Source organism: Nitrosopumilus piranensis, from assembly GCF_000875775.1.
GTDB lineage: Archaea > Thermoproteota > Nitrososphaeria > Nitrososphaerales > Nitrosopumilaceae > Nitrosopumilus > Nitrosopumilus piranensis.
Genome location: NZ_CP010868.1, coordinates 1,364,974 through 1,382,862, shown reverse-complemented (window position 1 = coordinate 1,382,862; position 17,889 = coordinate 1,364,974). Strand labels below are relative to the sequence as shown.

The 17,889-nt window shown below is 32.8% G+C and carries 21 protein-coding genes; 8 read left to right on the top strand and 13 right to left on the bottom strand.

What is annotated here, in order from left to right:
- Positions 1-3 precede the first annotated feature (3 nt).
- Together NPIRD3C_RS08355 and NPIRD3C_RS08350 are read left to right on the top strand one after the other, a co-directional pair.
- On the top strand, positions 4-1,149 hold the full coding sequence (locus tag NPIRD3C_RS08355) for a tRNA pseudouridine(54/55) synthase Pus10 (protein WP_148703706.1): 1,146 nt from the start codon (positions 4-6) through the stop codon (positions 1,147-1,149).
- Between the two features lie 170 nt (positions 1,150-1,319).
- On the top strand, positions 1,320-2,033 hold the full coding sequence (locus NPIRD3C_RS08350; protein WP_192827845.1) for a hypothetical protein: 714 nt from the start codon (positions 1,320-1,322) through the stop codon (positions 2,031-2,033).
- Between the two features lie 9 nt (positions 2,034-2,042).
- On the opposite strand, the gene NPIRD3C_RS08345 is transcribed toward NPIRD3C_RS08350, so the two are convergent.
- Both NPIRD3C_RS08345 and NPIRD3C_RS08340 read right to left on the bottom strand, forming a co-directional pair.
- On the bottom strand, positions 2,043-2,216 hold the full coding sequence (locus NPIRD3C_RS08345) for a 30S ribosomal protein S27ae (RefSeq protein ID WP_148703705.1): 174 nt from the start codon (positions 2,214-2,216) through the stop codon (positions 2,043-2,045).
- A complete protein-coding gene (locus NPIRD3C_RS08340) occupies positions 2,216-2,647 on the bottom strand; it encodes an eS24 family ribosomal protein (protein WP_148703704.1) in 432 nt (143 codons plus the stop codon). The genes NPIRD3C_RS08345 and NPIRD3C_RS08340 overlap by 1 nt, the downstream gene beginning before the upstream one ends.
- Positions 2,648-2,729: 82 nt before the next feature.
- Here NPIRD3C_RS08340 and NPIRD3C_RS08335 point away from each other — a divergent pair, with 82 nt between their 5' ends.
- Positions 2,730-3,290, top strand: a complete 561-nt coding sequence (locus tag NPIRD3C_RS08335; RefSeq protein ID WP_182126710.1) for a DUF309 domain-containing protein — start codon at positions 2,730-2,732, stop codon at positions 3,288-3,290.
- On the opposite strand, the gene NPIRD3C_RS08330 is transcribed toward NPIRD3C_RS08335, so the two are convergent.
- Positions 3,274-4,560 carry a BPG-independent phosphoglycerate mutase family protein gene (locus tag NPIRD3C_RS08330; RefSeq protein WP_192827844.1) on the bottom strand — a complete coding sequence of 429 codons (1,287 nt, stop codon included), beginning with the start codon at positions 4,558-4,560 and terminating at the stop codon, positions 3,274-3,276. The two genes, NPIRD3C_RS08335 and NPIRD3C_RS08330, sit on opposite strands and share 17 nt — an antisense overlap.
- 238 nt (positions 4,561-4,798) lie before the next feature.
- Between NPIRD3C_RS08330 and NPIRD3C_RS08325 the strand changes: the two genes are divergently transcribed.
- Positions 4,799-5,815, top strand: coding sequence for a galactose-1-phosphate uridylyltransferase (locus NPIRD3C_RS08325; protein WP_148703702.1), 1,017 nt, complete (start codon positions 4,799-4,801; stop codon positions 5,813-5,815).
- Positions 5,816-5,858: 43 nt separating this feature from the next.
- Complete coding sequence (locus NPIRD3C_RS08320; RefSeq protein WP_148703701.1) at positions 5,859-6,305, top strand: hypothetical protein; 447 nt, start codon at positions 5,859-5,861, stop codon at positions 6,303-6,305.
- Here NPIRD3C_RS08320 and NPIRD3C_RS08315 read toward each other — a convergent pair.
- From NPIRD3C_RS08315 to thiD, 3 genes are read right to left on the bottom strand one after another with little or no spacing between them, the layout of a single operon-like run.
- Complete coding sequence (locus tag NPIRD3C_RS08315) at positions 6,302-6,739, bottom strand: GNAT family N-acetyltransferase (protein ID WP_148703700.1); 438 nt, start codon at positions 6,737-6,739, stop codon at positions 6,302-6,304. The two genes, NPIRD3C_RS08320 and NPIRD3C_RS08315, sit on opposite strands and share 4 nt — an antisense overlap.
- A gap of 2 nt (positions 6,740-6,741) precedes the next feature.
- Positions 6,742-7,446: a nucleotidyltransferase family protein gene (locus tag NPIRD3C_RS08310; protein ID WP_148703699.1), complete on the bottom strand. Its 705-nt coding sequence runs from the start codon at positions 7,444-7,446 to the stop codon at positions 6,742-6,744.
- A gap of 55 nt (positions 7,447-7,501) precedes the next feature.
- Entirely contained in the window at positions 7,502-8,803 is a 1,302-nt protein-coding gene (gene thiD, locus NPIRD3C_RS08305) for a bifunctional hydroxymethylpyrimidine kinase/phosphomethylpyrimidine kinase (RefSeq protein WP_148703698.1), read from the bottom strand.
- Between the two features lie 97 nt (positions 8,804-8,900).
- Between thiD and NPIRD3C_RS08300 the strand changes: the two genes are divergently transcribed.
- From NPIRD3C_RS08300 to thiC, 3 genes are all read left to right on the top strand, one after another.
- A complete protein-coding gene (locus NPIRD3C_RS08300) occupies positions 8,901-9,092 on the top strand; it encodes a hypothetical protein (protein WP_148703697.1) in 192 nt (63 codons plus the stop codon).
- A gap of 3 nt (positions 9,093-9,095) precedes the next feature.
- On the top strand, positions 9,096-9,221 hold the full coding sequence (locus tag NPIRD3C_RS11020) for a hypothetical protein (RefSeq protein ID WP_255464661.1): 126 nt from the start codon (positions 9,096-9,098) through the stop codon (positions 9,219-9,221).
- A 326-nt stretch (positions 9,222-9,547) separates the two neighbouring features.
- Positions 9,548-10,876, top strand: coding sequence for a phosphomethylpyrimidine synthase ThiC (gene thiC / locus NPIRD3C_RS08290; RefSeq protein WP_148703696.1), 1,329 nt, complete (start codon positions 9,548-9,550; stop codon positions 10,874-10,876).
- Here thiC and NPIRD3C_RS08285 read toward each other — a convergent pair.
- The 7 genes from NPIRD3C_RS08285 to aroE form a co-directional block, all read right to left on the bottom strand.
- The gene (locus NPIRD3C_RS08285) at positions 10,859-11,263 is read right to left on the bottom strand and encodes an NUDIX domain-containing protein (RefSeq protein WP_148703695.1); all 405 of its coding nucleotides are present in this window, start codon (positions 11,261-11,263) and stop codon (positions 10,859-10,861) included. The two genes, thiC and NPIRD3C_RS08285, sit on opposite strands and share 18 nt — an antisense overlap.
- 5 nt (positions 11,264-11,268) lie before the next feature.
- Positions 11,269-12,120: a prephenate dehydrogenase/arogenate dehydrogenase family protein gene (locus NPIRD3C_RS08280; RefSeq protein ID WP_148703694.1), complete on the bottom strand. Its 852-nt coding sequence runs from the start codon at positions 12,118-12,120 to the stop codon at positions 11,269-11,271.
- The gene (locus NPIRD3C_RS08275; RefSeq protein WP_182126716.1) at positions 12,117-13,487 is read right to left on the bottom strand and encodes an aminotransferase class I/II-fold pyridoxal phosphate-dependent enzyme; all 1,371 of its coding nucleotides are present in this window, start codon (positions 13,485-13,487) and stop codon (positions 12,117-12,119) included. Before NPIRD3C_RS08275 ends, NPIRD3C_RS08280 begins: the two co-directional genes overlap by 4 nt.
- Before the next feature lie 4 nt (positions 13,488-13,491).
- The gene (gene aroC, locus NPIRD3C_RS08270) at positions 13,492-14,589 is read right to left on the bottom strand and encodes a chorismate synthase (RefSeq protein WP_148703693.1); all 1,098 of its coding nucleotides are present in this window, start codon (positions 14,587-14,589) and stop codon (positions 13,492-13,494) included.
- 326 nt (positions 14,590-14,915) lie between these two features.
- A complete protein-coding gene (aroA, locus tag NPIRD3C_RS08265) occupies positions 14,916-16,184 on the bottom strand; it encodes a 3-phosphoshikimate 1-carboxyvinyltransferase (protein WP_148703692.1) in 1,269 nt (422 codons plus the stop codon).
- A complete protein-coding gene (locus tag NPIRD3C_RS08260) occupies positions 16,174-17,028 on the bottom strand; it encodes a shikimate kinase (RefSeq protein ID WP_148703691.1) in 855 nt (284 codons plus the stop codon). The genes aroA and NPIRD3C_RS08260 overlap by 11 nt, the downstream gene beginning before the upstream one ends.
- The gene (gene aroE / locus NPIRD3C_RS08255) at positions 17,028-17,849 is read right to left on the bottom strand and encodes a shikimate dehydrogenase (RefSeq protein WP_148703690.1); all 822 of its coding nucleotides are present in this window, start codon (positions 17,847-17,849) and stop codon (positions 17,028-17,030) included. Before aroE ends, NPIRD3C_RS08260 begins: the two co-directional genes overlap by 1 nt.
- Positions 17,850-17,889: the final 40 nt, after the last annotated feature.

The following is a 17,889-nucleotide window of genomic DNA, read 5'->3' as shown; positions in this document are numbered from 1 at the left end:
AAAATGACTACCTATCAAAAAATTGTTCCTATCGCAAATAAAATATTAAAAAAATATGATCTATGTGAACATTGTCTTGGACGATTATTCTCAAAACAACTTCACCTTTCATCAAATAAACTTCTTGGGAAAAAACTAAAGAGAAATTCTAAATCAAATCAAAGATGCTACATTTGCAAAAATCTGTTTGATAATCTAAATTATTTCTTGAAAATGATGCATGATTCTGCATCCTTGTATTCTTTTTCGTCATTTAGCGTTGGGGCTATAATTAAACCCTCAATCGTAGATAGAGATGATATAATTCGGTCAAAATTTAAATTAAAAGGAATAGATGGGATAAAAACTGACATCACACAAGAACTAGTAAAACTGTTTTCTAAAAAAACAAAAAAGAGTTTTGATTATTTAGATCCTGAAATTGTTTTCACTGTAAATCTCAAGGAAGAGACTTGTGCTATTCGCTCAAAATCATTGACTCTTTCTGGTAGATATGTGAAATCTTTACGAGGCTTCCCACAAAAACAAAAATCTTGTTCAAATTGTTCTGGAAAGGGCTGCCGAATTTGTGATTTTCATGGAATTTCAGAATTTGATAGCGTTGAAGGTGAAATTTCTGAATTTCTTTTTAAAAAATTAGGAGGTACAACTGCTAAATTTACTTGGATTGGAGGTGAGGATAAATCTAGTTTAATTCTGGGCACAGGACGACCCTTTTTTGTCAAAATTCGAAACCCCCACAAACGTCATCTGAAGATATCTTCTGCTAATCTAAAGCATGTCAAAGTTAGTAATTTTAAGATCGTTCGAGAATCTCCAAAAACGCCCCTAAAGTTCAATTCTTTAGTTGAGGCAAAGATTTCTGCATCATTAAAAATTGATTCAAAACTATTACAAAAATTAAAAACTCTTACAGAAAACCCCGTAATTGTTTATGAAAAATCTGGAAAACGAACTGAAAAAAAAATTTTTTCAATAAAATACAAAAAACAAAACGATCATTTGTTTACGTTATTTTTCAAGTTTGAAGGAGGGCTACCAGTAAAACGTTTTGTTGCAGGAGATGATGTCTCTCCCGGAATATCTCAAATTCTTGACATTTCATGCAAATGTCTTGAATTTGATTTTTATGACGTTGAGGTAAAATGATAACAATTAACTAGCTCTGAATATTTCAAAATATCATGCCCCTAAGAAAAAAAGGTAAACACCAAAGACATGCTGATCAAAGAGCAGAGAGACGAAGAAAAAAGCACGCAAAAGCTGGAAAACCAAGTTCATAGCCAAATCAACCTTTTTACATTCAAAATTGTCGAGGGATGATATTGGATCCACTAGTTCGCTTCAAAGATGCACATTCTAAAGGAATTATTCCTGACAATGTGTATGATTTAACACTTAAGCGTTTTCCAATTACTGTTGCAGGAATTAATCGAATTGAAAAAGCATCTGGAATACGTTATCCTATTGCATATGTAGAGCCCTCATTGGTACTATCTACGCCAAATCCTAATTCTTATGAATATGGAATTTTATTTGCAAGAACCATCCCTGTAGTTTTTGAGAATAAATTTCAGGTAGTGATTCAAATATCTGCACCTTTGGTTGCTTATGGTCTCAAAGGCACGATTCATGCAATTCTGGCACATGAGTTTTTGCATTTCCTAGAATTGATACGAAAAATCTCAAAGATGGAATTACTCTCCGATGAAATTTCTGGAAATTTGTTTGAAAATGTTTACAGTGATGAAACCCGATTGTTTGAACCAAGAGTTGTATTCAAAGATCGTACATTGTTAAATCATATTACAAAAAAATTCCCTGCTGGATTTCGTGATTATAAACTTGAAGATAAAGTTACAAAATTTTGGATTAATAAAAATCTCCCGAAGATCAATGTTTCTTTGGATGAAAATACAATAAAATTACCTGCTGATGCACTTTCAAAAATTAAACTTGATCCTGCATTTGTTTCAAGGATTGAACAATTAGAAGAAAAGAGTTCTAAAATTCGTAAAAAGAAATTATATTAAAATTAAATTTTATTGATTAAATTCTGTTAGGCCACACTTTCCACAAGTATGTCTATCTTTGTGCTCTGACATGAAAACTCCTTTACCGCATCTTGAACAAATTTTTTTAATTCGTGAAATTTTGTCTCCATCTACTTTGTAGTATGCATAAACATTTGGGCTAGAACCCTTTTTGCCTGTCATTATTCAGATTTCTCCTCTTTTTTTGGTTCTTCAGCGGGTGCATCTACTGCTTTTTCTTCTGCTGGAGAATCTTCAGATGATTTCTCTTCAGCAACTGCATCTTCAGATGGGGCTTCTTGTGTTGCAGCTTCTGCTTCAGCAAGTTTTGTTTTTGATTTTTCTAATCTTGAGAAAATTGTTGGGTTGACATGTCTCTTTGCCAATCCTTCATCTTCATAAACAAAGAAAGTTCCTGTCACTATTGGCTTTCCTACATGAGTTTGTAGTCTCATTGGAATTACCACTTTTCCATCAAGTTTGAATTCTTTAGTAACCATATCTATTGCCTCAAGTTTTTTGAGTTTTCCTGCCAATCCAGCAAAATTGCACGTAAGCTCTCTTCTGGATAGAAAGGTATTGTCTATGTCTGTAATGGTCTCAATGATGGACATGTATCCAAAATCCTTTAGATATTTCATATAAACCTTGATTGAAATAGATAAGAAATTTAAGAAAATCTTGTTGAAATCTAGTATGGAACGCTATATGCTACATTTGAAAAACACTCGTTATACCCCTGAGAATTCCCGTGAGGTTGTTTACAAAGCAAGAGATCTTGTATCTGACATGAATGCCTCAATCAGGGTCGCCAGAATTGCTAAGAAATTTGTAGAACTGGATGTATCTGTGAAACCTGACGATCTTGATCAACTAATTGAAAAGTTATCGCCTATAGGACCAATTGACAACATTCGTCATGTACTTGAAGAAGAAATTGATAAAGAAAAAGGAATTGCTGATGGAATATTTTATTTTAACAATGAACGATTTTGGGAAAGTCATGAAGCATTTGAAGGTGTTTGGAAAAAATGCTTTGGAAGAGAAAAAGAAATTGTTCAAGGAATTATCTTAATGGCTGTTGCTTTTGCTCATGCCCAAAAGAATGAATTGAGTATTGGAATTGGCATGCTTCGAAGAGTTCTAGAAAAACTAGGAACATCTCCATCTACATATCATTCAATTGATGTTGATAGAATTAGAACTAAAGCAGTTGAAATGCAGCAAGAAAATAAACTAACTACGTTTGAGATTTAATTAACTCTAAAGATTTTGTAACTACCTCTGCACCTTGTAGCAGCCCTATACTTCCTTTCTTTGCTTGTGCTTCCGTCATTCTAGTTGTTCCATCTTTTTTAATAAATTGGCCTGAAACCAAAACTGGAACTGGATCATCACTATGTCCTTTGTTAATACATGGAGTTGAATGATCTGCTGAAATCACTATTGCAACCTTATTTGTATCGATATTATCCACAAGTGTTTTGAAGAATCTTTGATCAATCTCTTCTATGTTTTTCATCTTTCCTATTGCATCTCCATCATGTCCAAACTCATCTGGCCCTTTAAGGTGAACGTAGATTGAATTTTGAGTCTCCATAGCTTTTGCAGCAACTTTTGCCTTCTCTTCATAATCTGTTAGTCCTCCTGCTTCAAAGGCTTTCATCTTTAGCACTTCTGAAATTCCTAACTCTACTGGCATGTCTACTATACATGAAAAATTCATACCATACTTTTCATTAATTGGAATTACATCTGGGTACTTGTTTCCCGCATCTCTGAGTAGAATACAACTGAGTCTCTTTTTCCCTTGTTCTTGACGTTTTTTATTTATCTGACTTTCTTTACAAATGCTAATTGTTTGGTCTGAAAATTCATTTACTGTATTTGCAGTAGATTTTGAATCTTCGGTGTCTTCTAATGGTAAACATTTTTCAATTTTCAAAAAATCACCAACCGCTTTTGCTACTCCCATACCTCCAATGTTGCTGTATGCCGGATCCGTGTTTGTAATCTTTGATGATAGTTTCTTAGATGTATTTCTAATCCTTACAGTTACTCTGTGACCAATTGTTGGTGCTACTACAACAGATGTATCCGGATTTGAAAACTTTATCTTTTCTTCAATCTCTTTTGCTATTCCATCTGCATCTTCTTTTTCAATATGTCTTCCTGCCCTTCTATCAATAATAACTTCCTGATCATCTAATGTTGAATAATTTCCTCTTAAGGCCAAGTCTCCATCTTTAAAATCAATCCCGATCCCAATTGCTTCAATTACTCCTCTACCTGCATAATCTTCGTGTTTGAATTTGTATCCAAGCATATTGAATACCGCAATATCTGATTCTGGAGCGATTCCTTTTCCAACTGAAATCACTTCACCGATTGCGCCATTGCTTGCAATTTTGTCTAAAATTGGTGTATTTGCAGCCTCCAATGGTGTTTTTCCATCTAAATCTGGATGTGGCAGGTCCCCTATACCATCTAAAAGAACGTAAATCATATGAATATCAGAATTCTCCATGATTTTCCCCTGATTAATTCAGACCTGATGCTCTCCTTTAAAGCTTGCAACAAATTTTGCGATCAAAACAATACTGAAATTTTGTATTTTCTTCTTTTTAATTTCTATTCAGAACTGTTTTTGATGAATTTCGTATTTTCTTATTTTTTTATAAAATTTATTTGAAAAATATTTTTTATTTCACATCTTCTTGGATCTTAGTAAACGTTTTAACAGACATTTACTGCAAATTACAATTATGGGGGATATGCGCAAAGATTATGTTTCTGAGCGTTTCATGATTGTTTCGAAAAAAGATGACAAAGTAAAAGATTCAAAAAAATCACCATTTGCACCTGGAAATGAGTCTATGACCAACCCTTCAGTTCTGTCTCTTGTTGCAAAAGATGGGATGTTGCAAAGATTACAAGACAGTGATGATGAGTTTGTTGAAGGTTGGTCAATCAGAGTCTTTGAAAGTAAGGATCCTATTGTCTCTGTTGAAACTGAAAACTCCTACAGTGATAGGCCATTTTATAGTGAACCAGCATATGGATATCATTACATTGTTGTTGCCTCTCCAAATCAAAAAGATACTTTTGCAACAATTGATACTGAGCAATGGTCCAACATTCTAGTTGTTGTTCAAGATAGATTAAGATGGCTTTATACCCAAAAAGGTGTCACATACGTTTCAATTTATGCTGATCAAGGTGAATTATCTGGAAGCACCACCCCTCATCCACATCTTAACATACTGACCTTTTCTACAATTCCTCCAATTATTGAGGAAGAGGCAGAAGCCTCACACAAAATTCTAAATGAAAAAGGAGTGTGTCCTATGTGCCAAACCGTAAATGAGGAAATAAGTGGCCCTAGGCAGGTTCTTCAAACTGAAGGATTTATTGCATTTTGCCCTTGGTCTCCTTCATATCCATACGAATTTTGGATTGCTCCTAAAAAACACACTACTAGTTTCTCTAAAATCACCCAAAAAGAAATCAATGATTTGTCTCTGATCCTCCGGGCCACACTTGGTGGATTGTCTCAAACTATCAAAAATGTGTCCTATAATCTTGTATTCCATCTTTCTCCTGAGAAAAAAAACAGTAGACAGATTCATTGGCATATTGAAATTTATCCAATCACCAAATCCTGGTCTGGATTAGAACGGGGATATGGAATTTTCTTAAATGATATCTCTCCTGAGGAGGCTGCAGAAAAACTTGGTGCAGCATGCAGAAAAGAATTGGCAAACCTAGTTGGAATTGTATAACTTTTTGAATAGTTTATTATCTGACTAATATCTTTCATAAACCATGCAACTCGAATACTGGTTAGGGCTTGGTAGTATTGCTTTTTTTGTATTATTTGTTCTCGTAGTAAGTTCACTATATTTTTTCATGTTTGATGATCCAAATACTTCTGATCTTCCTATAAATCCAGATAACTTTGCAAATCCAAAACTCCTTCAGTTTATTTCAATTACCATTGCCCCTGGAGGAATTTTAGCTGCAGTTGCGTTCATTCTATCAAAATACTATGGCTCTAAAAAAATAGGTATGATGCTTTTAGTAGACGGAATTATTTTACTTGTTGGAATGGCATTTTGTCAAACTCTCGTAGAAAAAATTAATGATTCATACATGACAGATACTGTTTTACTTGTGCCTCCTCTGTTCATGGTATTGTCTGCACCTGTAATGTATTTTGGAATACGACTAATGAAAGTTAGAAAGGCTCGTCCAAAAAAAGAATACTTCTAAGTATGATCATATCTTAATTCATTTGCTACTTGTTTGAATCCCAGTTTTTCATAAAATGGTTTTACATCATCCGTACAATCTAAAATTGTCTTGTAACAGCCTTGATTTTTTGCAATTTCAAGAAGATATCTCATGATTTTCTCTCCTATTTTTTGTCCTTGAAAATTTTTATCCACTACCACATCCTCAATATGGCCTACTAGTCCGCCCTTGTGGATGAATTTTTGCTCAATCAAAAGTGTAGTTGAACCAACTATCTTTCCATCTATTTCTGCTATTGCTATGGTATAATCTGGATTTGAATCAATTTTTTTAAAAATCTCTTCTGCTTTATTTTTGTCAATGTCACTTGCTTTTCTTAATGAATCAAGCGTAGTGAGAAATCCCTTATTCAAATCATCTTTTTTTAATTTTCTAATTATTGGTGTACTCATTTCTATCCTTTCTTTCTGAATTTTTTAGCATATTCTTTATTTGCTTGTTCATATGATTCTTTATTTCCAATATCAGTAAAACCTTTTTTTGTAATGAAACTATTGACAATCTTTTTTCTATTCATCGCTTTTTTAATGACGTCATCCATACCATATGGCTTGTTTTTTGGAATGTACTTCAAAATTCCTGGTTCCATTACATAACATCCCATGTTGATGTTTGCCTTAATCTCTGGTTTTTCTATCCAACTTGTCACTTTACCTGTTTTTGAAGTATTAATCACTCCATATTCCAAGTTAGTTTTGTATTCATATAGACTCATTGTTGCAAATGCTTTCTTTGCTTTGTGTTGTTTGATCATATTTCTAAGACTAAAATCAAAAATTGAATCCCCGTACACACAAACAAAAGTATCGTCAATGAATTCTTCTGCAGTTTTAAGTTGACCTGCAGTAGCTAATGGCTTATTTGAAACAGCATATTCTATCTTAACTCCAAATTTTTTACCGTCTTCAAAATAACCTTCGATTGTTTTTCGAAGATAACTTACACACAACACAATTGATTTTACACCATTTTTTTTATTCCAATCTATGAGGTGCTCCAAAATTGGTTTTTTACCTAATAGTAACATTGGTTTTGGAGTTTTGAGTGTTATTGGGCGTAATCTCATACCTAACCCTCCTGCTAAAATTACTGCCTTCACAAATATTATTTCATGTGTGACTATTTATGTTCAAGGATGAATTGATGTTGAAATTTCATCTTGTTATTTTTGAGATTTTTTTCAAAATATTTTTTGGAGTATTTCCAAAAACAATTATCATTGGTTCTTTTCCAAAATCCCCTTTATGATAAATTATGTCTGGACAACTTTTTGAATTTTTAATTGCAGAATTTATCCCCCACTTGATTGTTGAACCTTTATTTTTAACATCTTGGGGTTCCTTATTTCTATCATAATTACTAACAACTAATTTAGATTTTTTAATTTTTGATATGGTTTCATTTTGGTATTTTAAATTAATTGCAGAGCAAATCTGGGGGTATTTTTTATTCATTGCCAAGAGTGCAGTTGCTACATGTTTTGAACCTCCGTATTCTAAATTCCCTGCAACAATAACATTTTTTCCTGCCCTTACAATTCTACCTGAAATTCCTAAAACATCTTTTGTAGATTTTGGTTTTTGTTTTGAGAATACAAAATTTGTTTGACACTCTGGAATGTTCTTGTAAATTCCGTTAATTTTTGTAAACTTTGTTATTGCAGATGATAGTTCTTCTTCGATACTTTTTTTATTTTCTATGTTTGTAATTGGTATTCCTCTCCCGAACTTTTTTGCATTTTTTATTGAATTATGTGTAAATTTTTTTGCAAAATATAGTGATTCTTTGATATTTTTTTTGTTTACAAGTGAATATACTATAGCTGCAGAATAGGTACATCCACTACCATGATTAATTTTTGAAATTTTTTCATCTGAAATCATATACATTGAATTCTTTTCTAGAACAAAGTCTGATACTTTGTTGTTGTTTTCTTCAATTCCTGTAATTACAACATTTTTTGCACCCATTTTTTGAAGGGTTTTAGCAACTGTTTCAGGAGTATTTTTTGATGAAATTTTTATTTTTGAAAGAATCTCTGCTTCAAATTTGTTTGGTGTAAGAACTGTGGCAAGTGGGATGATGTATTTTTGAAAGTCTTTTACTGATTTGAATTCTAATAGTTTTCCTCCTGTAGTTGATTTTATTACTGGATCAACTACAATAGGAATTTTTAATTTTTTTAATTGTTGATAAATCACTTTCATTAATTTTGCATTATACACCATTCCAATTTTGATCCCATCAATTTTAAAATCTGAAAACAATGATTCCAACTGTTTTTTTAATATTTTTGGTGATACTGGTTCAACTATTCCAAAACTAGAAGTATTTTGACTTGTAATTGCTGTTATTGCTGTCAATGTATGAACATTCAATTTTGAAAACATTGTAATGTCACTTTGAATTCCTGCACCTGATGACGGATCAGATCCACCAATAGAAAGTATGTTCACACTATTTTCTTATTGTGAGTACTAATCTATTTTTCCTTTTAATCAAACTTCTAAATTTTTGATATTTATTTTATAGTCTGAAGTTTATTTTATGTTAATGACTGAAATTCCAATTATTAATGATTCTCCTCCAGAAGAATTACGTTGCACAACTTGTTTGTTGCCAATGCAATATCAAATAAAAAAAGATGGAAAATTTCTTTGGCAATGTTTCAAATGTGGAAAGCAATATCTTGTATCACAAAATAATGACGATTCTCTTGAGGAAAGTTGGAGTCCGCCTAGGTAAATTATGCCTGAAAAAGATTATGTGAATTTAGAAAACAAAAAACTGCGTGAATATATTGAATTGATTAAAGCTGAGCTAGAATTATCTCAAAGGGTTGCTGAAATAAAACAAAATTTTGTAAATTCTTAAAATCTTGAGCGTATAATTATGCCTATTTTGGATAGAATTTCTAAAATACAATTTGAAAAGCAGTCTCTTGAAAAAGAACTGAATCTGAACTAATTTTATGATGATGATTGAGTGACACAATCAAAAGAACAAAACTCATCTTTCATACTGTAAAATTCCCTTCCACAATGTCTGCATTCTCTAATAGTTCTCATGGGATCCATTATCACATAATTGCATTTAAGAACGATCTATTTTCTTAATATAGTGTTCAGAAAATATCCAGCGATCAACAAATTTCTGTAACTTTATGATTGTTTAAATCAGGCAAAAGCCTAGATTACTATATGGCAACTCAAATGACTGCTGCACGACGTGGTGTTGCAACTGATGAAATGAAACAAGTTGCAAAAGATGAAGATGTTTCACTTGAATGGCTAATTCCAAAAATTGCAAAGGGCTCTATAATTATTCCAAGTAACAATTGCAGACCACAAAAAATTCACAATGTTGGAATTGGTAAGGGCCTTAAAACTAAAGTTAATGTAAACATTGGAACATCAACATTAAATGTAAATCTTGAAGAAGAGATTGAAAAAGCAAAGGTTGCCGTAAAGTATCATGCTGACACTATGATGGATCTTAGTGATGGTGGTGATGTTAAGCAAATAAGAAAGACTTTGCTAGAAACTGCTCCGATAACTTTTGGAACTGTTCCAATCTATGAGGCATACAATTATGGTGTTGAGATTCACAAAAATCCTCTGAATCTTACTGAAGATGATTATCTAAATGCATTTGAAAATAATGCAAAAGACGGTGTTGATTATACTACTATACACTGTGGAATTACAAAAGATATTGCTAAAAGGATTCTCAAGGTTCAGAGACATGGTGGTGTAGTTAGTAAGGGGGGTACGATTACTGCGGCATGGATGTTAAAACATGACAAAGAAAATCCCTACTTGACTCATTATGATTACCTTGTTGAAATGGCAAAGAAATATGATGTAACTTTTAGCCTTGGTGATGCCCTGAGACCCGGCTCAATTTTGGATTCGCATGATGAATTACAAGTTCAAGAAATGATCAATATCTCACAATTAACTAAACGTGCACATGAACAAGATGTGCAAGTAATGGTTGAAGGACCAGGGCATGTTCCATTAAATGAAGTTGCAGCAAATGTTAGACTTGCAAAATCTCTAATCGGTGATGTTCCATATTATGTTCTAGGTCCGTTAGTGACTGATGTTGCATCTGGACATGATCATATAGCAAGTGCAATTGGTGCAGCCGTATCTGCAAGTGAGGGTGTTGATCTTTTGTGTTATCTTACCCCTTCAGAACATCTTGCATTACCTAATGCCGATGAAGTAAAGGCTGGATTAATTGCATATAGAATAGCTGCGCATGCAGGTGATCTTGTAAAAATTCGTGATAAAGCTATCAAATGGGATATGGAAATGACTGAGGCCCGTCGTACTTTGGATTGGGAAAAACAACTTGCATTATCAATTGATCCTGAAGAAGCAGCAAAAATTCATAGTAGAACTGGCCAGCATCCTGGCAATAATGTTCCTTGTACTATGTGTGGTGGTGCATGTGTCTATATGATGCTGCCACAACAAAAAAAGTATGAAAAAGAAAATGAAAATTTACAACAAATTGAATAATACTTTTTGAAGGCTAGGAACTGTTTCAAACTTTTCTAATTCATCTACTTTAATCCATCTAAAATCAGAATTTTCCCAATTGAGTTTGATAGTTGGATTTTTTGCTTCAAATAAAAATGGAAAAATCTCCCATTCGTGATTTTGGTATTGGGGTGAATTTACTCTTATTTCTTCTGCAGCTTTGATCAAAGTTATTTTATCTTCTGTAATTCCAACTTCCTCAAAAATTTCAATTTTTGCTCTTTTCAATGGCTCTTCATTTTTCTCTATGATTCCACTAATGCCTGCCCACAAACCTTTCATAGTTTTGACTTCTTCACTTCTCTTTAGAATCAGTAATTTTTCATTACTTTTGATAAAAGATGTAACTATCTTTGTTGAACGCATATCCGTTATTTTTCAACGGCTTTGACCATCTTTGTAAGTTTCTTGTATGACTCATTGATGTCTGTATGCTTGGCTAGTCTTTCCTGACAATCTTTGATGTAGTTTACTACTTCTTCTGTCTTTGATTCTTGAACTGCAGTAAGCAGTCTGCCAATATCTTTCCAAAGTTCTTCTGCAACTCTACGAATTTCTGGATTAGCAATGATGGTCTCAATTAATTCTGGTGACTCTGTCATAATACTTTCTGCCAAAGTTTTTTGAACTCTGAAAGTTGTACCTGACATTTTTTCTGTAAGTAACATTTTTTCGTCCTTTGAAACAATGTTTGCAAAAACTAAATTCATCAAATGTGTTAATCCCAAAATAACTGCAATTTTTTTGTCATGTTCTACTGCATCAATTGTAACAAAATTCGCTCCTTCAAATAATGATTTTGTTACAGTAAGCTCTTTTTTTGCATCTTTAATTGGAACTGAAATTATATTTTGGCCTTTAATTGTTTTTACACCTGGGCCAAACATTGGATGAATACAAATTGGATTAATTTTTGCCGGCATTTTTGATAATGATGATACAACTTTAGATTTTTCAGATGAAATTTCAATTAGATATGTTCCTCTTTTCATTTCTTTTGCAATCAACCTGATGATTTCAGGAGTTCTTCTTGTTGGGGTGCATAGCACTACATAATCTGCCTTCAGAATTCCACCTACTAATGAATCTGATTGTATGATGTTTTTACCTGGAATCTTATTTTCTGAATCAAATCCTGTAACTTCAAATCCTTTATCTGCAAAATATTTTGCAAACCATTGACCCATTTGGCCTCCTGCTCCAATAACTGTAACTTTCTTCATTGATATTCACTCATGGTCTCCTTTAGTATATTCATTCCCTCAATTAGTGTCTTCTCGTCTTGACATGCAGAAATTCTTATGAAATTTTTGTAATCTCCAAATCCTTCTCCAGGAGCTATTGCTAAACCCTTTTCAAGAGTTTTATTTGCAAATTGCACTCCATCAAAACCATCTTTGTTAATTCTAGCAAAAACATACATCGCTCCATCTGGAACAATGATATCTAAATTCAATTCATCTGCTTTTTGGATCAATAGATCTAATCTATTTTGAACTGTTTTATTATTGTTGGATGTATCTGATTCTAATGCCTTCATAGCAATGTATTGGATGGGTTCTGATACATTTGTTAGACACAAAGCTTGAAGCTTTGACATTTTTTCAATGATTTTGTGGTCTGCAATTGCATATCCAATTCTAAATCCAGTCATTGCGTGAGATTTTGAAAACGATTGTGTTACAATACCTTTTTCATAATTATAACTCAAAATACTTTTCCAGCTTTCCTTTACATATTCTGAATAAATTTCATCACTTAGAACATAGAGATTATTCTTTTTAGCAATCTCAATAATCTCATCTTGTAGTTTTTCTGGAAGAATTTTTCCTGTTGGATTATTAGGATAATTCAAGACAATCATTTTTGTATTTGGATTTATTGTTTTTTGGATTTGTTCTATTGAAGGCTCCCATTTACTTTCTAATGTTGTATTAATTGTTCTAACCTTAATTCCTGAATTTAGTGCACAATCTTTGTATGCAGGCCATGCAGGCTCAATTACAATTATTTCGTCACCTGGATTTAGAAGTGTAGTAATCGCTGTAAATATTGAAAATCTTGCACCTGGGCTTACTATGATATTTTCTTGTGTGATGCTTGTTTTGAATTTTTTATTGACATATTTGGCTAGTGTCTCTCTGAAGATTGGCATTCCCCTTACTTGCCCATATTTCAAAAATCCTTTATCATACACTTCTTCTAATGCATCTTTGACAATTGTTGGGGGTAAAAAGTCTGGTTCTCCTACCTCCATATGGATAATTTTTTTACCCTGCTGTTCCAGTTCTTTTGCTTTAAGAAATATTGAAAGATGTGTCTGTTTGTTTGTTGATTGTACTTTGATTGATTCGTTTAGTAGAAAATTCAAAAACTTTGTAGCAATTTTTTCATCTAATCCAATTTCCTGACATACTGAAATTACTTTTGTACGAAGATTTTCTTCGCGTGTTTCATCTGTTACTACTTTACCTATGTTTTTCTTTACTTCTCCTATCTTTTTTGCAATATCTGTTCTAGTTTTTAGTAACTTTATCATTTCAAGAGTTACTTCCTCCATCTTGTCTCGTAGGTCGTTGATATCTGACATTTTCTTACAAAACAGGCTTAATTTGCCCTGAAATTAGAGCATGATCTGCAATTGTTAGTGCTACAAGGGAGTCAACTACAGGTGGTGCCCTTGGAACAACACATGGGTCATGTCTTCCTTTTACTTGAAGCGTAGTTTCTTTTTTGGTTTTAATGTCTATGGTACTTTGTTTTTGTGAAATAGATGATGCAGGTTTGAATGCGATTCTCATAGTAATAGGCATGCCGTTTGAAATTCCTCCTAGAATTCCTCCAGAATTATTTGTTTTTGTAATGATTTTGCCTCTCTTTACTGTATACAAGTCGTTATTTTCTGAACCATAAAGCTCTGATCCTCTAAACCCTGAACCAAACTCTACACCTTTTACAGATGGAATGGAAAATATTGCTTTACTCAAATCTGATTCTAATGAACTGAAAATTGGTTCCCCTAAACCTACTGGAACATTTGTTGTTACTGATTCAATAATTCCTCCTAACGAGTCTCCTTTCTTTCGTGCATCCAAAATACTTGTTCTCATCATTTTTGCTGTTTTAGTTTCAGGACATCTAACTTCATTTTTATAAATTGAATTAATCATTTTTTCATTGAATTGTCTTTCCATCTTTATTTTTCCAATTTGTGATGTAAACGAATTTGTTTCAATTCCCAATGTTACTTTTAGAAGTTTTCTTGCAATGGCTCCTCCCATCACATGTGTTGCAGTTAATCTTCCAGAAAATCGTCCTCCTCCTCTATAATCATTTTTTTGATTATATTTTACCATGGCCGTATAATCTGAATGTCCGGGCCTAAGTTTTGTTTTCAAATTTTCATAATCTTTTGATTTTTGATCACTGTTCCAAATTACCATTGTTATTGGAGCACCGGTTGTATGTCCCCTAAACACTCCTGAGATAATTTCTATAACATCGCCTTCTTTTCTTTGTGTTGAAATTAGATTCTGACCTGGTTTTCTTTGATCTAACATTTTTTGAATGTCTTTTTCATCAATTTCTAATCCTGCAGGACAACCATCTAAAACTGCGCCAATGGATTTCCCATGACTTTCACCAAAACTTGTCAACACAAGACGCTGACCAATAGAACTTCCCGGCAACATACTATCAAAGCTAAATGATGCTTATAATTCCTCATTCTGAATTTTCAAAAATTTTTAAGTAGTTTTGGATTATTTTTAAGATGAAATTTAGGTGTGATTATAAATTATAAAATTTAACTTTGTTTTATGAAATAATTATAATATATTCTTAAATATTATCATTACATATATAATATATGGAAAAACGTGCAAATTTTACTGCATAATTTGCGCGGCCTTGCGAAAAATGACATGTTATCTACGCAAAAGCGTTGAGGGTGTGGAGAATGCTTTTCACCCTATCCAAGGTCGCGCCTTTTACCCCTTTTAGTTGATTTTTTTAAAAATTATGGAATCTGAATTTTTGCTCCCAATCTATTCATCTCTTCAATGAAATTAGGATATGACACTTTAACTGACTCTGGATCTGTAACACTACAATTTCCTACATATATTCCTGCAATACAAAATGCCATGAATAATCTGTGATCATTTTCAGAATTTAATTCTGCACCATTAAGGTTTTCAGATGATTCTAAAATTAATCCGTCTTCTTTTTCTTCAACTTTGATTCCCAGTTTTTTCAACTCCCTAGATGTAATTGCAATTCTGTCTGTTTCTTTTAATCTTGCATGTTTGACATTGACAATCTCAATTGGGGTTTCTGAATTTAATGCCAATATTGCTAATGGTGGTAAAAGATCTGGTGAATTACTTAAGTCAAATCTTCCACCTTTTAATTTCTTAGGTGATATAATTTTAATTTCATCTTCATCAATATTGATAGTAACTCCTAACTGTTCTAAAATGTCAATGAAAACTTCATCGCCCTGTGGTAAATCCCCAATATCTCCTTTGATTATTGTTTTATCTCCATTGAGTACTGCTGCTGATAAAAGTAATGCAAGACTAGAGAAATCAATTGGAACTGTAAATGTTGTTGCTTTATAGATTTGTGGTGATATGTTATATCTCTTATATGGTATCAATGTTTGCACACTAACTCCAAATTTTCTCATTGTTGCAATAGTTGCATCAAGATATGGTTTTGAAACTAGATTGTCTTTTATTGAAAGATTGATTCCATTTTCAGTTAATGGTGCACTAATTAATAATGCAGAAATAAACTGGCTAGAAAAGTTTCCTGGAATTGTAACATCTCCTCCTGAAATCTTTCCTTTAATTTTGATTGGTGGCTTTCCATCTGTTGATTGACATTGAGCCCCCATACTTGATAATGCATCTAAAAGAGGCTGCATGGGTCTTTTTTGGAGACTCTCATCCCCTGTCAAAGTAATCTCTTCAGAAAACAAACTTGCAATTCCTGAGGCTATTCTGATTGTTGTTCCAGAGTTTTCTGTGTTGATTTCAGGCACAATTTTATCAAATTTTATGGGTTTTTTGATAATTATTGAAGAGTTTTCTGTTTCTATTTCAGCACCAAATTTTTTGCAGGTCTCAATTGTTGCTGCAGTATCAGCTGATGATAATATATTGACTACCCTACTATCATTTCCAGCAAGTGATGCAAGAAAAATTGCTCTGTGTGTATAGCTTTTGTTTGGAGGACAAACTATCTGTCCTGAAATTTTTGACTTTTCTACTTTACACTTCATGAACTTCAGCCTTTTTGTTACTGATTTTTGAAACTATAATACTACCTTCTAGTGCTGAAAATGCTTTTTTGATATTAGATTCATTTTCTTTTTTTGTAATTGCTGCAATTGCGGGTCCATTCCCTGAAACTGATGCTCCTAAAGAGCCTCTTTCAATTAAACTTGGTATGATTTCTGGATTTGAACTTAGAATTGATGATGTAGCTAATCCGTTAATTATCATTGCTTCCCAATAGTTTGCTTTTCTTGCTAAATTCCAAGCATGATCAAAAACTGATGATAACACTTTGAGTTTTTTTAGGTTTCCCCGTTTTCTATTTTTTGGAATAAAAATTACTGCAATTAAATTTGATGGACCTTTTTCATAACTCACTCTTTTTTTCTTTGCATTATCTGTAACATTAAATCCGCCATAGTAGCATGAACACGCATCATCATATGCTCCTGTAATGCTAACCTTTGATTCAATTGATGCATCAACTCCTGCAAGTAGGATCTGCTGATCAGTAAATTTTGATTTAAAAATTTTTGCGCATCCTAATGCAACTGCAGACGATATTGCACTAGAACTCTTTAATCCGTACCCTGTTGGAATTTCTGATTCTAATGTTATTGTTATTTTGTTTTGCTCCATGTCTTTTTTTGTAACAATTTTTTCAACTGTCTTGTTGATTAAACGTGAACTGAGTGTTTTATTTTTTGATTGAATGATTATGCCTTTACCTGGCGATGTCTCAACTGTTGCCTCTACTTTTAGATCAATTCCTAACGTGGCTCCTTTTTGATTTGCTATTGCATTTACTAGTGAAACTGCCCCATGCACGGTTGCCTTTGCCTTTGCCATCAAAACCCTCCTAACAATGCTTTTTTCATGGCATTATAAGGTGCTTCCATGCTGTGCCAAATCTCAAATGCTCTTATTGCTTGGCCTAATAACATCTCATATCCAAAAATAACAATAGCGTTTTTTTCTTTTGCTTTTTTTAGAAAATCGGTATTCAATGGCATGTACACAATATCATATACCACTGTCTTGTCATTAATTCCATCAAGTGATATCAGGCTTGATTCATTTTGCAGTCCTATTGATGTTGCGTTAACAATAATGTTGTAATTTTTTGCAGTGTCTTTAACTTGCTCAATAGTTATGGAATTTGCATTCAGGCTAATCTTTTGTGCAAATTCCACCAAGTCATTTGCTTTTTCAATTGTTCTGTTTGCTATTGTAATGCTTTTTGCTTTTTCTTTTGCAAATCCTGCCACAATTGCTCTTGCAGCTCCCCCTGCACCCAACAACAGCACATTTGAATTTGCAATGTTTATCTTCTTTTTCTTTATTGGTTCTAGAAAACCTTCCATGTCTGTATTGTATCCTTTTAGTATTCCATCATTGTTTACTACTGTGTTTACTGCTCCAATCAAACTACATGATTCATCAATTTTATCTAAATATTTCATCATCTCAATTTTATGAGGAATGGTTACATTGAATCCATCAATTTTAATTTTTTTCAAACTTTCTATTCCCTCTTCTAATTCTCCTTTTGGAATTCTATATGCAATGTACGAGCAATCTAGATTCAGTTCTCTAAATGCTGCACTGTGAATATTTGGAGATAATGAATGATTAATTGGATCTCCAATTACTGCAAATGTCTTTCCCATGTTATCTTCGAGTAATATGATTGATTTAAACTCTCAATTG